The 19,553-nt window shown below is 72.8% G+C and carries 17 protein-coding genes; 13 read left to right on the forward strand and 4 right to left on the reverse strand.

Annotated elements, in window-relative coordinates; genetic code table 11:
• Positions 1-61 precede the first annotated feature (61 nt).
• The 4 genes from ACH4MY_RS35305 to nudC all read left to right on the forward strand — a co-directional run bounded on the left by ACH4MY_RS35305 (position 62) and on the right by nudC (position 6,847).
• Positions 62-874 (forward strand): hypothetical protein, encoded by an 813-nt coding sequence (locus tag ACH4MY_RS35305; RefSeq protein ID WP_398008522.1) that lies wholly within the window; start codon positions 62-64, stop codon positions 872-874.
• A 72-nt stretch (positions 875-946) separates the two neighbouring features.
• Positions 947-4,399, forward strand: coding sequence for a UvrD-helicase domain-containing protein (locus tag ACH4MY_RS35310; protein WP_398008524.1), 3,453 nt, complete (start codon positions 947-949; stop codon positions 4,397-4,399).
• Positions 4,400-4,448: 49 nt separating this feature from the next.
• Complete coding sequence (locus tag ACH4MY_RS35315) at positions 4,449-5,864, forward strand: dipeptidase (RefSeq protein WP_398008526.1); 1,416 nt, start codon at positions 4,449-4,451, stop codon at positions 5,862-5,864.
• Positions 5,865-5,899: 35 nt separating this feature from the next.
• The gene (nudC, locus tag ACH4MY_RS35320; protein WP_398008528.1) at positions 5,900-6,847 is read left to right on the forward strand and encodes an NAD(+) diphosphatase; all 948 of its coding nucleotides are present in this window, start codon (positions 5,900-5,902) and stop codon (positions 6,845-6,847) included.
• 62 nt (positions 6,848-6,909) lie between these two features.
• Here the strand turns inward: nudC and ACH4MY_RS35325 are convergent, their stop codons facing one another.
• Entirely contained in the window at positions 6,910-8,019 is a 1,110-nt protein-coding gene (locus ACH4MY_RS35325; protein WP_398008529.1) for an acyltransferase family protein, read from the reverse strand.
• A gap of 344 nt (positions 8,020-8,363) precedes the next feature.
• On the reverse strand, positions 8,364-8,606 hold the full coding sequence (locus ACH4MY_RS35330) for a mycoredoxin (protein WP_398008531.1): 243 nt from the start codon (positions 8,604-8,606) through the stop codon (positions 8,364-8,366).
• 147 nt (positions 8,607-8,753) lie between these two features.
• Between ACH4MY_RS35330 and ACH4MY_RS35335 the strand changes: the two genes are divergently transcribed.
• The 5 genes from ACH4MY_RS35335 to ACH4MY_RS35355 all read left to right on the forward strand — a co-directional run bounded on the left by ACH4MY_RS35335 (position 8,754) and on the right by ACH4MY_RS35355 (position 12,619).
• Positions 8,754-10,934, forward strand: coding sequence for an ATP-dependent DNA helicase UvrD2 (locus ACH4MY_RS35335; RefSeq protein ID WP_398008532.1), 2,181 nt, complete (start codon positions 8,754-8,756; stop codon positions 10,932-10,934).
• Positions 10,935-11,118: 184 nt separating this feature from the next.
• Positions 11,119-11,460: a hypothetical protein gene (locus tag ACH4MY_RS35340; RefSeq protein WP_398008556.1), complete on the forward strand. Its 342-nt coding sequence runs from the start codon at positions 11,119-11,121 to the stop codon at positions 11,458-11,460.
• Between the two features lie 172 nt (positions 11,461-11,632).
• Complete coding sequence (locus ACH4MY_RS35345; protein ID WP_398008534.1) at positions 11,633-12,004, forward strand: WhiB family transcriptional regulator; 372 nt, start codon at positions 11,633-11,635, stop codon at positions 12,002-12,004.
• Positions 12,001-12,327 (forward strand): hypothetical protein, encoded by a 327-nt coding sequence (locus ACH4MY_RS35350; RefSeq protein WP_189835706.1) that lies wholly within the window; start codon positions 12,001-12,003, stop codon positions 12,325-12,327. The genes ACH4MY_RS35345 and ACH4MY_RS35350 overlap by 4 nt, the downstream gene beginning before the upstream one ends.
• 109 nt (positions 12,328-12,436) lie before the next feature.
• On the forward strand, positions 12,437-12,619 hold the full coding sequence (locus ACH4MY_RS35355) for a hypothetical protein (protein ID WP_398008536.1): 183 nt from the start codon (positions 12,437-12,439) through the stop codon (positions 12,617-12,619).
• A 79-nt stretch (positions 12,620-12,698) separates the two neighbouring features.
• On the opposite strand, the gene ACH4MY_RS35360 is transcribed toward ACH4MY_RS35355, so the two are convergent.
• A complete protein-coding gene (locus ACH4MY_RS35360; protein ID WP_398008538.1) occupies positions 12,699-14,069 on the reverse strand; it encodes an ABC1 kinase family protein in 1,371 nt (456 codons plus the stop codon).
• A gap of 41 nt (positions 14,070-14,110) precedes the next feature.
• Positions 14,111-15,319, reverse strand: a complete 1,209-nt coding sequence (locus ACH4MY_RS35365; protein WP_398008540.1) for a ThiF family adenylyltransferase — start codon at positions 15,317-15,319, stop codon at positions 14,111-14,113.
• Between the two features lie 199 nt (positions 15,320-15,518).
• Here ACH4MY_RS35365 and ACH4MY_RS35370 point away from each other — a divergent pair, with 199 nt between their 5' ends.
• The 4 genes from ACH4MY_RS35370 to ACH4MY_RS35385 all read left to right on the forward strand — a co-directional run bounded on the left by ACH4MY_RS35370 (position 15,519) and on the right by ACH4MY_RS35385 (position 19,355).
• Positions 15,519-16,094, forward strand: coding sequence for a M48 family metallopeptidase (locus tag ACH4MY_RS35370; protein ID WP_398008542.1), 576 nt, complete (start codon positions 15,519-15,521; stop codon positions 16,092-16,094).
• Positions 16,095-16,220: 126 nt separating this feature from the next.
• Positions 16,221-17,885, forward strand: a complete 1,665-nt coding sequence (locus tag ACH4MY_RS35375; protein WP_398008544.1) for a TerD family protein — start codon at positions 16,221-16,223, stop codon at positions 17,883-17,885.
• Between the two features lie 14 nt (positions 17,886-17,899).
• Entirely contained in the window at positions 17,900-18,580 is a 681-nt protein-coding gene (locus tag ACH4MY_RS35380; protein WP_398008546.1) for an AIM24 family protein, read from the forward strand.
• Between the two features lie 19 nt (positions 18,581-18,599).
• Positions 18,600-19,355 carry an AIM24 family protein gene (locus ACH4MY_RS35385; protein WP_398008547.1) on the forward strand — a complete coding sequence of 252 codons (756 nt, stop codon included), beginning with the start codon at positions 18,600-18,602 and terminating at the stop codon, positions 19,353-19,355.
• The last annotated feature ends 198 nt before the right edge of the window (positions 19,356-19,553 follow it).

Consider the following 19,553-nt stretch of genomic DNA (forward strand, 5'->3'; position numbering starts at 1 on the left):
GCCGCGCGTGCGGGGGGCGACCCTGGTGGACAGGGGTCGGGGAGACCGCGAGGAGGCTCGCATGGCGTCCCACCGTAAGCTCCGCGCCGCGGCAGTCGTCTGCGCCGTCGCCGTCGTGGCGGGTCCGGCACCGGTCGCGGCCTGGGCGGTGACCGCCGATGCCCCGGCCGCCGCCGTCCCGCGGGCCGTGGCGCCGTCGCCCGATCCCTTCTCCGGTCTCACCGCCGACCAGATCGCCGAACGGGCGGTCACCGCGACCCGGTCCGCCGGCTCGCTGCGCATGGCCGGCCGGGTCGTCACCGACGGACAGCCCCTCGACATCGACTTCGCCGTCAACGACAAGAACGAGTGCACCGGCCTGATGAAGATCAAGGGCGGCACCGCCGAACTCCGCAGGATCGACCGGATCACCTACATGAAGGGCGACGAGGCCTTCTGGCGTGTCTCCATGGCCTCCCAGGGGGTGCCCGAACCGCAGATCGACGCCACGGTCGAGCTGGTCAAGGGCCGCTGGCTGAAGATCGCCCCGGGGCAGGCCGGCGCCTCCGACCTCGGCGGCGTCTGCGACCTGAAGTCGCTGCTCGCCGACCTCGACAAGGACAAGGCCGAGCGCAGCGGCCTGACCAGGGGCCCCGACGCCGAGGTCGACGGCACCCCCGTCGCGAACCTGGTGAAGAGGAAGACCGGCGGCGAGACCACCACGGTGTCCGTCTCCCAGGAGGGCAGGCCGTACATCCTGAAGTTGGTCAAGGCGGGCGGCGAGGAACCCGGCACCCTCGTGCTCTCCGACTACGACAAGCCCGTCAAGGTGGTCGTCCCGCCCGCCGACGAGACGGTGGACCTGTCCAAGCTGGACGCGGGCACCCCCGCGTAGGGACGCCTCGGGCGAGGCCGGTACGACCCGGACCGGGCCGGAATGTCGGTGGTCCGCGTTAGCCTCTTTGGGGTGACCGCACGCATCACCGACCCGGAGCAGCTCAAGGAGCTCCTCGGCATCCCCTTCACCCCGGAGCAGACGGCCTGCATCACCGCGCCGCTCGCCCCGCAGGTCGTCGTGGCCGGAGCCGGCTCCGGCAAGACCACGGTGATGGCCGCCCGGGTGGTCTGGCTGGTCGGCACGGGCCAGGTCGCCCCCGAGCAGGTCCTCGGTCTCACCTTCACCAACAAGGCCGCCGGTGAGCTCGCCGAGCGCGTCCGCACCGCCCTCGTCCGCGCCGGAGTCACCGACCCCGACGTCATCGACCCGGACGACCCGCCGGGCGAGCCCCGCATCTCCACGTACCACGCGTTCGCCGGCCAGCTCCTCACCGACCACGGCCTCCGCATCGGCCTCGAACCCACCTCACGGCTCCTCGCCGACGCCACCCGCTACCAGCTCGCCGCGCGCGTCCTGCGCGAGGCCCCCGGCCCGTACCCGGCGCTCACCCGCTCCTTCCCGACCCTCGTCACGGATCTCCTCGCCCTCGACGCCGAGCTCGCCGAACACCTCGTACGGCCCGAGACGCTCCGCGCGTACGACTCCGAGCTGCTCACCGCCCTCGGCGGGGCCAGACTCAGCAACGCCGAGCTGCGCAAGATCCCCGAGGCCGCCACCGCCCGCCGTGAACTCCTCGGCCTCGTCGTCCGCTACCGCGCCGCGAAGCGCTCCCGCGACCTCCTCGACTTCGGCGACCAGATCGCCCGCTCCGCCGAGCTGGCCACCACCCGGCCCGAGGTCGGCGAGATCCTGCGCGGGGAGTTCCGCGTCGTCCTCCTCGACGAGTACCAGGACACGTCCGTCGCCCAGCGGCTGCTGCTCTCCGGCCTCTTCGGCCAGAGCACCGGAGGCCGGGCCACCGGACACGCGGTGACCGCCGTCGGCGACCCCTGCCAGGCCATCTACGGCTGGCGCGGCGCCTCCGTCGCCAACCTGGACGACTTCCCCGAGCACTTCCCGCACGCGGACGGCAGCCCCGCCGCGCGCTACTCGCTCTCCGAGAACCGGCGCAGCGGCGGCCGTCTCCTCGGCCTCGCCAACGGCCTCGCCGCCCCCCTGCGCGCCATGCACGCGGGCGTGGAGGCGCTGCGGCCCGCGCCCGGCGCGGAGGCCGACGGCAGCGTCCGCATCGCGCTCCTCCCCACCCACGCCGAGGAGATCGACTGGCTGGCCGACTCCCTCGCCCACCTCGTCCGCACCGGCCGCGAGCCCGGCGAGATCGCCGTCCTGTGCCGTACCGCCACCGACTTCCCCGCCATCCACGCGGCCCTCGTCGCCCGTGACGTGCCCGTCGAGGTCGTCGGCCTCTCCGGACTCCTCCACCTGCCCGAGATCGCCGACCTGGTCTCCGTCTGCGAGGTCCTCCAGGACCCCGGGGCCAACGCCGCCCTGGTCCGTCTCCTCACCGGCCCCCGCTGGCGCATCGGCCCCCGCGACCTCGCCCTCCTCGGCCGCCGGGCCCGCCTCCTGGTCCACCGGGGCGGCGCGGAACCGGACCCCGAGCAGCGGCTCGCCGCCGCCGTCGAGGGCGTCGACCCGGCGGAGATCGTCTCCCTCGCCGACGCGCTCGACACCTTCCTCGACTCCGGTGGCGCCGCCGACGACGGTCTGGCCTTCTCCGCGGAGGCCCGGGTCCGCTTCGCGCGCCTCGCCGCCGAGCTGCGCGCCCTGCGCGGCTCGCTCGCCGACCCCCTCATGGACGTCCTGCACCGGGTGCTCTCCGCGACCGGTCTGGAAGTCGAGCTGTCCGCCTCCCCGCAGGCGCTCGCCGCCCGCCGCCGCGAGACCCTCGGCCACTTCCTCGACATCGCCGCCGGCTTCGCCTCCCTGGACGGCGAGGCGAGCCTGCTCGCCTTCCTGGGCTTCCTGCGGACGGCCGTCCAGTTCGAGAAGGGCCTCGACAGCGCCCTCCCGGGCGGCGAGAACACCGTGAAGGTCCTCACCGCCCATAAGTCCAAGGGCCTGGAGTGGGACGTCGTCGCCGTCCCAGGCCTGGTCACCGGGCAGTTCCCCAGCGCCCGCGCCCGCGAGTCCTGGACCTCCCAGCCCCAGGTGCTCCCGCACGCCCTGCGCGGCGACACGGCCACGCTGCCGGTGATCGACACCTGGAACGCCAAGGCGCTCACGGCCTTCAAGAACGAGATGCGGGACCACCAGCACACCGAGGAACTCCGCCTCGGCTATGTCGCCTTCACCCGCCCCCGCTCCCTCCTCCTCGGCTCGGCCCACTGGTGGGGCCCGTCCCAGAAGAAGCCCCGCGGCCCCTCGGACTTCCTCACGGCCCTGTACGGACACTGCGAGGCGGGCCACGGCGAGATCGAGGCGTGGGCGGAGGAACCGGCACCGGACGCCAAGAACCCGACGCTCGCGGAGACGGACGGCGACGAGGCCTGGCCCCTGCCGCTGGACGCGGCGTCGTTCGAGCGCCGCCGGGAAGCGGCGGAGCTCGTCCGCAGCCGGCTGTGGGCCATCGGTGCGCAGGGCGACGGGGGCACCCCCGGACCCGGTCCCGGTCCCGGTCCCGGGGAAGGTGGGCACCGCTCCACCGGCACGGCGCCCGACCCCGGGGAGCCGCACCCCGAGGACCTCTGGCCCGAAGAGGACGAACCCGGCTGGGACGAGGAACCCCTCTGGGACGACGAAGCCCTCCCCGAGGACACCCACGCGGACGCGGTCCCCGCCCCCCGCGAGCCCGGTCACGCCCCCGCCCTCACCCCCGAGGACGCGCGGGCCATCGCCTCCTGGGACCGCGACCTCACCTCTCTCACCACCGAACTCCGCCGGGCCCGCGCCACCACCCGCGACGTCCTGCTCCCCGCGTACCTCTCCGCCTCCCAGGTGCTCCGTCTCGCCGCCGACCCCGACGGCTTCGCCCAGGAGCTGGCCCGGCCCATGCCGAAGGCGCCGCAGCCGGCGGCCCGGCGCGGCACCCGGTTCCACGCGTGGGTGGAGTCCCGGTTCGAGGAGCTGCCGCTGCCGTTCCTCGGCCCGGAGGACCTGCCCGGCGGCGAGGACTTCGCGGGCGAGCCGGAGATCCTCGACGAGCGGGACCTCGACGAGCTCAAGGAGGCCTTCGCCCGCACCCCGTACGCCCACCGCACGCCGTACCGCGTCGAGGTCCCCGTGCACCTCTCGCTCGGCGGCCGGGTCGTCCGCGGCCGGATCGACGCCGTCTACCGGGACCCGGACTCCGGCGCGTACGAGATCGTCGACTGGAAGACCAGCCGGCTGCGCACCGCCGACCCGCTCCAGCTCGCGATCTACCGGCTCGCCTGGGCCGAGCAGCACGGCCTCGCGCCGGAGGACGTGGCCGCCGCCTTCGTCTACGTACGGACCGGGGAGGTCGCCCGCCCCGCCCGGCTGCCCGGCCGGGCCGAGCTGGAAGCCCTCCTGCTCGGGGGCTCCGCCCCGGACGCCGGGTAAGGCCCTCCTGCCGGGAAGGGCACCCCCGGGCGCCGGATAGGCTCGGGGCATGAGCGAGACCCCGGACAGCGCCGTCCACGCCGTACGTACGTACATCGAGCAGCACCGTGCCGCCTTCCTCGGCGACCTCGCCGAGTGGCTGCGCATCCCCTCCGTATCGGCGCAGCCGGACCGGGCCGGGGACGTACGGCGCAGTGCCGAGTGGCTCGCCGCCAAGCTCACGGAGACCGGCTTCACCACCGTCGAGGTCTGGGAGACGGACGGCGCACCCGCCGTCTTCGCCGAGTGGCCCTCCGGCGACCCGGACGCCCCGACGGTCCTCGTCTACGGCCACCACGACGTGCAGCCCGCGGCCCGCGAGGACGGCTGGCACACGGACCCCTTCGAGCCGACCGTGGTCGACGGCCGGATGTACGCGCGCGGGGCGGCCGACGACAAGGGGCAGGTGTTCTTCCACACCCTCGGTGTCCGCGCCCACCTCGCCGCCACCGGCCGCACCGCCCCCGCCGTCAACCTCAAGCTCCTCGTCGAGGGCGAGGAGGAGTCCGGTTCCCCGCACTTCCGCACCCTCGTCGAGACCCACGCCGAGCGGCTCGCCGCCGACGCCGTGATCGTCTCCGACACCGGCATGTGGTCCGAGACCACCCCGACCGTGTGCACCGGCATGCGCGGGGTCGCCGACTGCGAGATCGAGCTGTACGGCCCCGACCAGGACATCCACTCCGGCTCCTTCGGCGGCGCCGTGCCGAACCCGGCCACTGTCGCGGGCCGGATCGTCGCCGCCCTCCACGACGAGCACGAGCGCGTGGCGATCCCCGGCTTCTACGAGGGCGTGACCGAACTCACCGACGCCGAGCGCGCCCTCGTCGCCGAGCTGCCCTTCGACGAGGCTGCCTGGCTGCGTACGGCGAAGTCGCACGGCACCCTCGGCGAGGCCGGCTTCTCCACCCTGGAGCGGGTCTGGGCCCGGCCCACCGCCGAGGTCAACGGCATCGGCGGCGGCTACCAGGGCCCCGGCGGCAAGACGATCGTCCCCGCCTCCGCCCAGCTCAAGCTGTCCTTCCGGCTGGTCGCGGGCCAGGACCCGGCCAAGATCGAACTGGCCGTACGGGACTGGCTCGAAGGCCTCGTCCCCGCCGGCGTCCGGTACGGGATCGTCTTCGGCGCCCCGACCCGCCCCTGTCTCACCCCGCTCGACCACCCCGCCCTCAAGGCGGTCGCCGGGGCCATGAGCCGGGCCTTCGACGGCGCCAAGGTCCGCTACACCCGCGAGGGCGGCTCGGGACCGGCCGCCGACCTCCAGGACGTCCTGGAGGCGCCCGTCCTGTTCCTCGGCATCTCCGTCCCGTCCGACGGCTGGCACGCCCCCAACGAGAAGATCGAACTCGATCTCCTCATGAAGGGCGTCGAGACGACCGCTCATCTGTGGGGCGACCTGCCCGCCGCCCTCGTCGCCGAGCGCTGAACCCACACACCGATCCGGGGGAGTTGGAAGCACCTGTGAGCACCTTGAAGAACGCGTCAGCGGACCGCCCGATCTCGCTCACCGCTCCGAGCGGCATCGACCGCGCCGCGCACCACCGTCTCGACGAGGCCTGGCTGGCGGCGGCCTGGAGCCACCCCACCACCCGGGTCTTCGTGGTCTCCGGGGGGCAGGTGCTGATCGACGACCTGGCGGACGGCACCACCGAACTCGTCATGACCCCGGCGTTCGAGGCCCCGGTCACCGAGACCCACCGTTACTTCCTGGGCACGGACGCCGAAGGGGTCTCCTACTTCGCGCTCCAGAAGGACTCCCTGCCCGGCCGCATGGACCAGTCCGCCCGCCCCGCGGGTCTCCGCGAGGCCGGGCTGCTGCTCTCCGCCCGGGACGCGGGCCTCATGGTGCACGCCGTGGCCCTGGAGAACTGGCAGCGTCTGCACCGCTTCTGCTCGCGTTGCGGCGAGCGCACGGTCATCGCCGCGGCCGGACACATCCGCCGCTGCCAGGCCTGCGGCGCCGAGCACTACCCGCGCACCGACCCCGCGGTGATCATGCTGGTCACGGACGAGCAGGACCGGGCGCTCCTCGGCCGGCAGGTCCACTGGCCCGAGGGCCGCTTCTCGACCCTGGCCGGCTTCGTGGAGCCCGGCGAGTCCATCGAGCAGTCGGTCGTCCGCGAGGTCTTCGAGGAGGCCGGGGTCACGGTCGGCGAGGTCGAGTACATCGCCAGCCAGCCCTGGCCCTTCCCCTCCAGCCTGATGCTGGGCTTCTTCGCCCGCGCGACCTCCTCGGAGATCACCGTGGACGGCGAGGAGATCCAGGAGGCCCGCTGGTTCTCCCGCGAGGACCTGGCCGCCGCCTTCGAGTCCGGCGAGGTGTTGCCCCCGTACGGGATCTCGATCGCCTCCCGGCTGATCGAGCGGTGGTACGGCAAGCCGCTGCCGAAGCCGGGCGACGTGATCTGAGCCGGCCCCGCACCTGAGGACGTCCCCGCCCGCACGGCCGGACGGGGACGCCTCCGCGGTACTCACCGACGGAGCAGGTGACGCCTGAGGCTCCGGCCGAGCGGCCGCTCGACGAGACGGTGGACCAGGTACGACAGCACGAGCATCCCGAGCAGCACGGCGGTGAGCAGCACCCAGGGGGAGACCCGCGCCCCGAAGCGCGCGAAGAGCTCCCAGCCGATGACCTCGTGCAGCAGGTACAGGGGATAGGTCAGCGCCCCGGCCACCGGCAGCCACCGCCACCGGATGCCGGAGAGCCTGCCGGTCGCGACGAGCGCCATCACCCCGAAGAAGGCGGCGAGCACGACGAGCACGGGCCACGCCGGCCGGTCGCCGAGGAAGGTGAGCCCCTTGAACTTGTCGATGGAGGGCGCGAGCGAGGCGCAGTAGCAGACGCCGACGACGCCGAAGAGCATCAGGTTCGGGCGGAAGCGGTACATCAGGTAGAAGGCCATGCCCGCGATGAAGAACCAGCTGTACTCGGGCATCAGCAGCAGCCGCAGGGGGCCGGGCGCGGCCGGGGCGACCAGGGCACTCGCCGCTCCCCACGCGCAGCAGAACAGCAGCACCCGGCGGTAGGTCAGGCCCCACCAGGCGAGCACCGTGAAGAGCAGGTAGAAGCGGAGCTCGGCGAAGAGGGTCCAGTAGACCGCGTCGACGGGGTCGGCGCCCAGTGGTTCCTGGAGCATCGTCAGATTGGTGAGGATGTCGTTCCAGGGCAGGTGCTCGCGCCCGCCGGGGATCACCGCGACGGTGACGGACGTGGCGACGACGGCGAACCAGTACGCCGGGTAGAGACGCGCCACACGGGAGACGAAGAAGTCCTTCACCGGCCTGCCCCAGCCGCTCATGCAGATGACGAAGCCGCTGATGAGGAAGAAGAACTCCACGCCGAGGTAGCCGTACGAGGCCACGGAGTAGGTGCCGGGGAAGAGCCGCTCGACCGGCGCGGGCCAGCCCTCCCCGAAGGCGAGGTAGTGGTAGCCGACCACCATGAGGGCGGCGACGAGACGCAGGCCGTCGAGGACGTGGAGACGTCCGCGGCCTCGGCCCGCGGCGTCCGGCCTGGTGCCCGGCACGCGGCTCCAGGACACGGGCGCGGCGAGAGGGGCAGGGGCTGTCTGGTTGAGCACGAGGTATCCCACCTGGATATGCAGTCGCAAATCTCGGTCGGGACGAGAGCATAGGGGTGCTGACAGAAGCCGCACAAAGACAGGGTGGTGTGTGACGCTCTTCACGTCGGGGGGGTGTTTGTGGGGTTCGCGCAGGCGAAATCCCGGTCGTACCGTACCTGTCGGCCGGTCCCCGTCACCTCCGGTGCGCCGCTGCTCCTCGCAGTCTCCGCAGGGGCGTTTCGCGATCTTCACCCGAACCCCTCGGGATCTCCTCGCCGCCCCGGACGCGTCCCCACACGCACGGAACCCCCGGCCGGTCGTGTCACCGGTCGGGGGTTCCGTGCGGGGATCCGCGGACGGGCTCAGACGCCGAGGGCCTGCTTCACCTGGGCGAGGCTCGGGTTCGTGAGGGTCGAGCCGTTCGGGAAGAGCACGGTCGGAACGGTCTGGTTCCCGCCGTTGGCCTTCTCGACGAACGCCGCCGAATCGGGGTCCTGCTCGATGTTGATCTCCGTGTACGCGATGCCCTCGCGTTCCATCTGGCTCTTCAGCCGACGGCAGTAGCCGCACCACGTGGTGCTGTACATCGTCACAGTGCCCTGCATGGCGAGGCGCTCCTCTTCGTTCGCTGACGGGTGCCGAGAAGAAGAACGTACGCCCCGGTCCGGCCATTCCCGGAATTCGTATGACCGGCGGCACCCCCTGTGGACAGCCCTCCGCGTCGAGCTCGGCCGACCTGGCAGCATTGGAGGGTGACAGCAGCAACGCACTCCACTCTCTTCCCACAGGTCCCGGAGACGGCCGACGCGGTGCTCGACGGGCTCGACCCCGAGCAGCGCGAGGTCGCCCTGGCCCTGACCGGTCCGGTGTGCGTGCTGGCGGGAGCCGGCACGGGCAAGACGCGGGCGATCACCCACCGCATCGCGTACGGGGTGCGGGCGGGCAGACTCCAGCCCGGCAGTGTGCTGGCCGTCACCTTCACCAACCGCGCCGCGGGCGAGATGCGCGGCCGGCTCCGGCAGCTCGGCGCGGGCGGCGTCCAGGCCAGGACGTTCCACTCCGCGGCCCTCCGCCAGCTCCAGTTCTTCTGGCCGAAAGCCGTCGGTGGTGATCTGCCCCGGCTCCTGGAGCGGAAGGTCCAGCTGGTCGCCGAGGCGGCGGCCCGCTGCCGGGTCCGGCTCGACCGCAACGAGCTCAGGGACGTCACCGGCGAGATCGAATGGGCCAAGGTCACCCAGACCGTCCCCGCCGACTACCCCGCCGTCGTCGCCAAGTCCCTCAGGGATGCCCCGCGCGACCCTGCGGAAATCAGCCAGATCTATGCCATGTACGAGCAGCTGAAGCGCGACCGCTCGGTGATCGACTTCGAGGACGTGCTGCTGCTCACCGTCGGGATCCTCCAGGACCGCCACGACATCGCCGACCAGATCCGCAGCCAGTACCAGCACTTCGTCGTGGACGAGTACCAGGACGTCTCCCCGCTCCAGCAGCGGCTGCTCGACCTGTGGCTCGGCGACCGCGACAACCTCTGTGTCGTCGGCGACGCCAGCCAGACCATCTACTCCTTCACCGGAGCCACCCCCGACCACCTGCTGAACTTCCGCACCCGGCACCCGGGCGCCACGGTGGTCAAGCTCGTCCGTGACTACCGCTCCACCCCGCAGGTCGTCCACCTGGCCAACGGGCTGCTCAGCCAGGCGCGCGGCCGGGCCGCCGACCACCGGCTGGAGCTGATCTCCCAGCGCGACCCGGGCCCCGAGCCCGTCTACGCGGAGTACGCCGACGAGCCGACCGAGGCCGAGGGCACCGCCCGCCGCATCAGGGACCTCGTCGCCGCCGGCGTCCCGGCCGGCGAAATCGCCGTCCTCTACCGGATCAACGCCCAGTCCGAGGTCTACGAGCAGGCCCTCGCCGACGCCGGAGTGCCGTACCAGCTCCGCGGCGCCGAGCGCTTCTTCGAGCGCCAGGAGGTACGGGAGGCGGGCATCGCCCTGCGCGGCGCGGCCCGCGCCGGCGGCAACGACTCCCTCCTCGACGACGCCGACGACCTGCCCTCCCAGGTCAGGGCCGTCCTCTCCACCAAGGGCTGGACCAGCAAGCCGCCCGCCGGCTCCGGCGCCGTCCGCGACCGCTGGGAGTCCCTCGCCGCGCTCGTCCGGCTCGCCGAGGACTTCGCCCGCGCCAGATCCGGCGCCACCCTCTCCGACCTGGTCGCCGAGCTCGACGAGCGGGCCGCCGCCCAGCACGCCCCGACCGTCCAGGGCGTCACCCTCGCCTCGCTGCACGCCGCCAAGGGCCTCGAATGGGACGCCGTCTTCCTGGTCGGCCTCACCGAGGGCATGATGCCCATCACCTACGCCAAGACCGACGAGCAGGTCGAGGAGGAGCGCCGCCTGCTGTACGTCGGCGTCACCCGCGCCCGGCTCCACCTCACGCTGTCCTGGGCGCTCTCCCGCTCCCCGGGCGGCCGCGCCTCCCGGCGCCCCAGCCGCTTCCTCAAGGGGGTGCGGCCCGGCTCGGGGGCCCTCGGCACCGTGGGCGCCGGCGGGTCGGGCTCCGTCGAGCGGGGCGTCGGCGCGGCCGGCCGGCGCAAGCCGCGCGGCCCCGTCCTGTGCCGGGTCTGCGGGGCGACGCTCACGGAGGCGGGCGCCATGAAGCTCATGCGCTGCGAGGACTGCCCCTCGGACATGGACGAGGCCCTCTACGAGCGGCTGCGCGACTGGCGCTCGGAACAGGCCAGGGAGCTCGGCCAGCCGGCCTATTGCGTGTTCACCGACAAGACGTTGATGGCCATCGCCGAGCGGGTCCCCGGCACCGGCGGGGAACTCTCCGCGATCTCCGGAGTCGGCGCCCGCAAGCTGGACCGCTTCGGGGACGACGTCCTGGCCATCTGCGCAGGTGAGGAGGGAGGGACGGCAGCCGACGAGAGTTGAGGAAAACTCGTGGGGAAAATAGTTTGCGCCTGCCCCGTCAGGCCCCATAGGTTCTTAACCACGGAACAGCGGCTTCTGAGAAGCCCTGTCTCTGTGCTGTACTTGTCCAAATAAACATGAGGGTCCGGCTCACACCCGAACCCTCCGAGACGCCGAGAGGAGGCGATTCCACGTGATCAGCAACATGATTCAGACCAGCACCGCCAGCTTCGTCAGCCGTGCCGGGTCCGTCAGCACCGTCAAAATGACCGATCGCTCCGTCGCCTCCACCTGCTCGCTCGGCCTCTCCGCCTCGGCGTTCATTGGCACCGGTCTGCCCGTCTCCGGCCTTGCCGGTCTCGGCATGCGGCCTGCCGTGGAACTGCGCAATGAGCGACCGACCAAGGCACTGGAAGCAGGAGCGGCAGTCGAGGCCAAGGCCTATGACTTTGCGGCGACCGGTGCCGGCACCCAGCAGCAGACGACGACGCACCACCACAAGATGTGGGCCTTCCGTGGGCTCGAACCCTGGAGTGATCCAGTCTGATCCATGATCAGACCGGCGCCTTCAGGGCCGCGGAACCCCACCCGGGATCCGCGGCCCTTTTGTTTGTCCTCCAACGGGGACGACGACACGAGGACGCCTCGGGACAGACGCACCCGGTACCAGCCGAAAACCCGGTCAACAGGCCGGAACGACCAGACGAGGAAAGACCACCGTGCAACTCGAAGCGCACGCCCCGTCCGTACCGCCTTCCGCATCGATCGCCCAGCCCGGCCGCCCCACGGAGGACCCCGCTTTGACCCCCCTCAGCACGCTCACCGCGCTCGACGACGCCATCGAGAACCTCGGCGTCCCCGTTCCCTGTCGCGCCTACGACCCGGAGGTCTTCTTCGCGGAGTCCCCGGCCGACGTCGAGTACGCGAAGTCCCTCTGCCGGACCTGCCCGCTCGTGGCCGCCTGCCTGGCCGGCGCCAAGGAGCGGCGCGAGCCGTGGGGCGTCTGGGGCGGCGAGCTCTTCGTCCAGGGCGTGGTCGTCGCCCGCAAGCGGCCCCGTGGCCGTCCGCGCAAGAACCCGGTAGCGGCATGAGTGCCACCGGAACCATCGACCGCCCCCTCACGCACGATCCCCAGAAGCAGGCCCCGATGACCTCTTCCACCAGCGAGCCCGCCGGCTCCGCGACCCCAGTCTTCTCCCCCTCCGCCGCGCCCACCGCGCGACGTCAGAACAGGACCCGCGAAATGCAACTCATCCCAGAAGCCCTGGCTCGTGCGCATATGCACGAGCGACAGCGTGAGGTCGACGCGGAACGCCAGGCCGTGCGCCTGGTCGCCGCCCGACGCATGCAGCGGCGCGCCGAGCGCGTCTCGCTGCGCGCCCGCCGCGCGCTGGCCATGGCCGTCATGCACTGATCGAATTCGCGCCCCCCAGGGGCGCCGTCGCGGGGGCCGGTCCTGAGGGACCGGCCCCCGCGGTGCGTTGTCGGTGCCGCGGGTGCTTCGTCGGGTTATCGTCACGAGGATGAACGACGCCCGTACCCCCGGGGGACCCTTCGCCTGCGCGCGCTGCGGCAAGACGACCGACACCCTGCCGCTGACCTGGACCTGTTCCGTGGAGAACGGCCGGCGCACCTACTTCTGCGAGGACTGCGCCCGCGCCAACATCCGCGCGATCGAGGGCCGCCTCGACTCCTCCTGGTGGTGACCCCGAACACCGTCGCCGACGACAGCGTCCGGGGCCCGTCCGGCGGAGCCCGGCCCGATCGGCCCCCGGCGCAGACCCTCTAGTCGTCGGCTTCGTCGGCGTCGTCGGCGTCGTCGTCCACGAAGCCCGGCAGCCACTCCTCCAGCTCGGCCCGGAGCCGCACCGTCGCGTTGAGCTGGCACAGGACGCCGATCGTGCTCAGCGTCACCCGGTGTATCAGCAGATACGAGGGCGGCAGATTGAGCTGCTTGCCCAACTGGTGGGCGGGGGAGCGGATGTCGGCGATCCGGGCCGCCTGCGCCCGCATCCAGCCGCGAGTGAAGAGGAAGGACTCCGCCTCCGCCGGCTCGATGATCGGCAGCAGGTACTCCAGGACCGCGTCCGGGTCCAGGGCGACGGACTCCTTGACGAAGCCGTCCTCACGCAGCAGTCGGTAGACGGTCTCCGCCTCACCGGCGAGCGTCATCCGCAGACAGGTGCCGATCGTCTCCGGCAGCCCGCCCGGCAGCCGGTCCACGGTGCCGAAGTCGAGCACCCCGAGCCGCCAGCCCTCCGGACTGCCGTCCTCGTCGGCGCCCGGCAGCAGCCGGAAGTTCCCCGGGTGGGGATCCGCGTGCAGCAGACCGGTGCGCGCGGGGCCCGAGAAGAGGAAACGGGCCAGGAGCTGACCCGCCCGGTCCCGCTGAGCCGGTGTGCCGTCCGCGATCACCTCCGCGAGCGGGACGCCGTCCATCCACTCGGTCACCAGGACCTGCTCCGCCCGGTGCACCACCGCCGGAACCACCACGTCGGGATCGTCCGCGAACTCCTCCGCGTGCTTCTGCTGGGCCGCCGCCTCCAGGGCGTAGTCCAGCTCCTCGGAGACCCGGTCCCGCATCTCGGTGATCAGCGGCTTGATGTCCATCCCGGGAACGAGCGGGCCGAGCAGCCGGGCGAAGCGGCTCAACTGCGTCAGATCGGAGAGCAGTGCCTCCCCGGCGCCCGGGTACTGCACCTTGACCGCGACCTCGCGCCCGTCGTGCCACACGGCCCGGTGCACCTGCCCGATCGAGGCGGCCGCCGCAGGCTTGTCCTCGAACTCCAGGAACAACTCCCGCCACTCCGCACCCAGTCGCTCCTCCAGCACCGCGTGCACCGTCCGCGTCGGCATCGGCGGGGCCGCGTCCTGAAGCTTCGTCAGCGCCGCGCGGTACGGCCCGGCGACCTCCTCGGGAAGGGCCGACTCGAAGACGGACAGGGCCTGTCCGAGCTTCATGGCCCCGCCTTTCAGCTCCCCGAGCACCTTGAACAGCTGCTCGGCCGTGCGCTGCTGGAGCTCGCGGGCGACGAGCTCGGCCGATCTGCCGCCGATCCGCTTGCCCAGGCCCCAGGTGGCCCGGCCCGCGAAGCCGAGTGGCAACGCGGCCAACTTGGCGGTCCGGGTGACCGCCTTCCGGGGAAGATCAGACATACGCCCCTCCAAAACCCAGACTGCCGTGCCGCGCAGGGCCGTTACCCCGCCATTGTGTCCTGCGCGTCTCCGGCTGCCGAGGCGCGCTCCCCCTCTCGCTCGCGCGCCGCGCCGCAGGGGCAGGCCGCGTGGGGTCTCAGTCGCTCCGCCCGCCACTCCAGCAGCGGCAGTGACGCCTCCCACCGGGTGCCCGTGCTCGCCGGGAGATCACCGTCGAGGAAGGCCAGGGCGTGTGCGGCGGCGAGCCCCGCCACCGCCGTCGCCAGTCCCAGATCGCAGGCGGGCAGCGGATGCGGGGCGCCGGAGCGCCACTGGGCGAGCAGCCGTGGCCAGACGGGCTCCCGGTCGATCCGGTCCTCCTGGAGACACCGGGCGCACGCCGTTCCGCCCGGCAGCACGAGCGGTCCGACCGTTCCCGTCGCCTCGAGGACGCCGGCGTACAGATGAGGGGTGCCGGTGGCGATCCACCGCTCGGCGGGAAGGGGATCGGGGACGTAGGCGCCGAGGCCGTCCCGGGGTGTCACCACGACGAGTGACAGACCGACGCCACCGACGTCCTCACCCGCTCCACTCCGACCGCCGCGTCGCTCACCCGACGCGCCCGACCCACCCGGTCCGCCCGACGGGCTTCCGTCGCTCCGGCCGCCCCGACTTCCGCGCCAGCGGCCGACCAGCCTTCGGGCCGCCGTCGCCCGGCGCTCGCCGACCGCCTCGGCCGGCAGTCCGCCCGGGGCCGTCTCCCAGGGCTCGACCCGGCCCGAGTCGACGACCTCGACCCCGCCCACCCCCGCCGCCGCGAGCAGCGCCGCCACCATCGTCCCCACCCGCCCCGCGCCCCGGACCTGGACGCGCAGGGACCGTCGGGCCGCCAGCGTCCGTACCGCCCGATCCGGCCCGGGGTGGACCACGGAGAGGGAGGCCAGGTCGGCGCGGAGCGGATCGAGGCCCGCATCCGCGGAGCCGGCCACCGGGCCCGCCCGCCCCGGCCGACCGGCCGAGGCGTCGGCGAGCAGCCCGGCCGACTCCAGCCGGCCGACGAGTGCCTCCAGCCGCCCCTCGGGCAGACCGAGCGCCCGCGCCTCGGCCCGGAGCAGCTCCGTCCCACGGGTGCCGTCGAGCAGCCCGAGCAGGGTCCCCGTCTCCCGGTCGACCGGGTCGAGCACCACCGCGTGCGCGGGGGTGACCCCGAACTGGACGCGGCGCAGACTCCGCCAGGCCCGGCGCAGCGCCGGCTTCACCATCGGATGCATTTCCCCCGCCCCGCATTCATGATCCACAACGGCCTTTCGTCGTTCCGGTCCGAGAATGCCCCGCCGTCGAGACGGGCGCGGAAAGTTGTCCACAGACAAGGGGATTAGTCATTCAAATGGTGCGCGGTGCGGGCGGATCGTTGTCGAAACCACTCCCGAGGCGGGACTTACCCCGCTGACAGCGGGTAACGTCGGGGCCGTGCCCGCCGACCCACAGCGCAGCGTGACCGACAAGCCGCACCGCGGTGCGGGGACGAGTGCGGTCGAGGTCCGCAGAAGTCCACGGCGCAGCAGAACCGTCTCCGCCTACCGCGAGGGCGACCGGACCGTGGTGCTCATCCCGGCCCGGATGTCCGAGGCCGAGGAGCGCCGCTGGGTCGGCGTCATGTTGGAGAAGCTCGCCGCCCAGGAGAGCCGGAGCGTCCTCGGCGACCGCGAGCTGACCGAGCGGGCGCTGCGCCTCTCCGAGCAGTACTTCGACGGCCGGGCCCGGCCCAGTTCCGTGCGATGGGTCACCAACCAGAACACCCGCTGGGGCTCCTGCACCCCCTCCGAGGGCAGCATCCGCCTCTCCCACCGGCTCCAGGGCATGCCCGAGTACGTCGTCGACTACGTCCTCCTGCACGAGCTGGCCCATCTGCTCGTCCCCGGGCACGGGCCCCGGTTCTGGCGGCTCCTGGAGGCGTACCCGCGCACCGAGCGGGCGCGCGGCTACCTGGAGGGCGTGGTCGCCGCCGGCCGGCTGCCGCACCTCCCCGGCGCCGCCGAGGAGTGACGCCGCGGGCAGGCGGGCGGGTTTCCCGATTCCGTACCGAAAACGACCTGCCCTGTCTCAATGTCGCACTCAGCGGTTAGCCTGGCGCGAGCATTAGCCATTCGGGATGGGGGACGGTCGTTACGCATGGCCAGGGAATTCCAACGCGGCCACAAGGCCAAGATCAGTGATCTCACCGCCGGGACGGATCTGTACGTCGGTGTGCAGATCGCGGCGCCCGGACTGACCTTCGACATCAGTTGCTTCGGACTCGACGCGGACGAGCGGCTCTCCGACGACCGCTACTTCGTGTTCTTCAACCAGCCGAAGACACCCGAGGAGTCCGTCCAGCTGCTCGGGGCGCAGTCGGGTGACACCGAGTCCTTCCGCGTGACTCTCGATCGCATCCCCGCCGACATCCACAAGCTGTCGTTCACCGCGACCATCGACGGCGCCGGCCAGATGTCCCAGGTCGGCCCCGGTCACCTGCGGATCGTGGCCGGCGGCGAGGAAGTCGCCCGGTACGCCTTCACGGGCGCGGAGTTCACCACCGAGCGCGCCGTCATGCTCGGCGACTTCTACCTCAAGGACGTCTGGCGCTTCGCCGCCGTCGGCCAGGGCTTCGACGGTGGTCTCGACGCGCTCCTGAGGAACTTCGGCGGCGAGGTCGCCGAGGAGGAGCCCGCCGCGCAGCAGGCCACGCCCGGTTTCGCCCCGCCACAGCAGGCGACGGCGCCGCCGGCCTTCGGTGCCCCCGCGGCTCCGGCGCCCGCCCCGGCCTTCGGTGCCCCCGCGGCTCCGGCCCCCGCGCCGGCCTACGGCGGCCCCGCGGCCCCGCAGGCGCCCGCGCCGCCCGCTCCCGCGCAGCCGGTGCACACGGCGCCCACCATGGTGGCTCCGCTCGCGCCCGCCCCGGTTCCGCCGCCCGCGCCGGCACCCGCCCCGTACGGGCAGCCGCCGCAGCAGCCCCAGTACGGCCAGGTCCCGGGGCAGCCCCCGGGCCAGTACCCCGGGCAGGTTCCGGGCCAGTACCCCGGCCAGGGCCAGCCGCCACAGGCGCCCCCGTACGGGCAGGCCGCGCCCGCTCCGTACGGGCAGCAGCCGTCGTACGGTCAGCAGCCCGGCGTCCCGCAGGGTGTCCCGGCCGCCGGAGCGGGGCTCGCCGCCGCGCTCGCGCCGTACAAGGAGACCCCCACCGGCGCCCGCTGGACCCCGCAGAACCAGCAGCTCATGCGGGTCGACCTCGCCATGGGCGGGAACCCCGTCCTGGCCCGCCAGGGCTCCATGGTCATGTACCAGGGCAAGGTCGACTTCTCCCACAAGGGCGCCGGCTTCACCGGCCGGATCGTCGGCAACGCCACCGGCCAGGAGATGCAGCTGATGCGCTGCACCGGCCGCGGTCAGCTCTTCCTCGCCGAGGAGGGGGCCCATCTGCACCCGATCGAGCTCCAGGGCGACGGCATCTGCGTCTCCGCGGAGAACGTCCTCGCGTTCGACGAGTCCCTGCAGTACGAGGTGCGGCGCATCGAGGGCCACGGCATCCCCGGCGGCGCCCTGTTCACCATGCAGTTCCAGGGCACCGGCACCGTCGTCGTGAAGACCCACGGTGTGCCCGTGGTGCTTCCCGTCACGCCGACCACCTTCGCCGACTGCAACGCCGTCGTCGCCTGGTCGTCCGCGTCCCAGGTCATCCTCTCCAGCCAGGTGCGGCTCCGCCGCAACGCCTACCCCGGCCACAGCGGAGAGACCGTGAACCTCCAGTTCCGGGGAGCCCCCGGCAACTTCATCGTCGTCCAGCCCTACGAGGTCTGAGGGAGCCCGAAGTCATGAACCAGCAATTCGCGGGCTACGCCCCGACCCCCGTCGCGGCCCGGATGGAGAACCACGGCCGCGCCATGCTCAAGGTGGCCATGGCCTCCGGGCAGGACCTCTACGCCCGGACCGGCGCGATGGTCTCCTACGAGGGCTACATCACCTACGAGCCCAACCCGCCCGCCGCCCGCCAGGTCGCCCAGCAGTGGGTCACCGGCGAGGGCGCGCCCATCATGAAGTGCTCCGGCGACGGACTGCTCTACCTCGCCGACTACGGCGCCGACGTGGTCGTGATCAACCTCCAGAACGACTCCCTCTCGGTCAACGGCACCAACCTGCTCGCCTTCGACGCCCACCTCCAGTGGGGCGTCGAGCGGGTCAAGGGACTCGCCAAGTTCGCCGGCCAGGGCCTGTTCAACGTGTCGATCGCCGGCACCGGCTGGGTCGCCCTGACCTCGCGCGGCACGCCGATCGTCGTCGACTGCGGACGCGGCGACGACGAGACGTACGTCGACCCCGACGCGCTCGTCGCCTGGTCGCCGTCGCTCAAGGTCAAGGGCAAGCGCAGCTTCAAGGCCTCCTCCCTCATCGGGCGGGGCAGCGGCGAGGCATTCCAGATGGCCTTCTCGGGCCAGGGCATCGTCGTCGTACAGCCGAGCGAGGACAGCACCGACCGCCTGCGGGCCCGGGGCTGAGAGGGAGCGAGAACACACCATGCAGAGCCCGCTTTTCAACCACGCCGAGCAGCAGAGCCAGGAGCGGTACGTCATCCAGAACCCGCAGCTCCTGCGGGTCAGCCTCACCGGGCAGGACGACATCCTGGCCCGTAAGGGCGCCATGGTCGCGTACCAGGGACTCGTCGACTTCGACGGCGAGTACAAGACCCCCGGCCAGCGCAGGGCCCAGGCCCGCACCGGTGAGGGCCTCGACCTGATGCGCTGCTCGGGCCAGGGCACGGTCTACTTCGCCAACCTCGCCCAGAACGTCCACGTCGTGGACGTCGAGCAGGAGGGCCTGACCGTCGACAGCGCCTACGTCCTGGCGCTCGACTCGACCCTCCACACCGAGGTCATCGCCGTCGACAGCCAGTACGGCGTCTCCGGCACCGGCAAGTACCAGCTCAACATCTCCGGCCGCGGCAAGGTCGCCCTGATGACCTCGGGGCAGCCGCTGATGATGCACGTCACGCCCGACAAGTACGTCAGCGTCGACGCGGACGCCATCGTCGCCTGGTCCACCGGACTGCGCGTCCAGATGCAGGCGCAGACGCACAGCTCCGGCGTCCGCACCCGCCGCGGCAACACCGGCGAGGGCTGGGAGCTCAGCTTCCTCGGCCAGGGCTTCGCGCTCGTCCAGCCCAGCGAGGTCATGCCCCCGCAGAACGTGGCCATCGGCCAGGGCATCGCCGCCCAATTCGGCGCCGGACAGCACGGCTCGCACGCCCAGAACCAGAACAACGCCTGGAACTAGACGCGCGCACGGGGAGGGGGGGGGGGGGGGGGGGGGGGGGGGGGGGGCCCGCGGGGCGGGGCCCCCCCCCGGCCCCCCCCGGGGGGGGGGGGGGGCGGGGGCCGCCCCCCCCCCCCCCCCCCCCCCCCCCCCCCCCACCCCCCACACCCCCCCCCCCCCCACCCCCCCCCCGGCCCCCCCCCCCCCCCCCGCCCACCA

This window comes from Streptomyces sp. NPDC017246 (genome assembly GCF_044331325.1).
Lineage (GTDB): Bacteria > Actinomycetota > Actinomycetes > Streptomycetales > Streptomycetaceae > Streptomyces.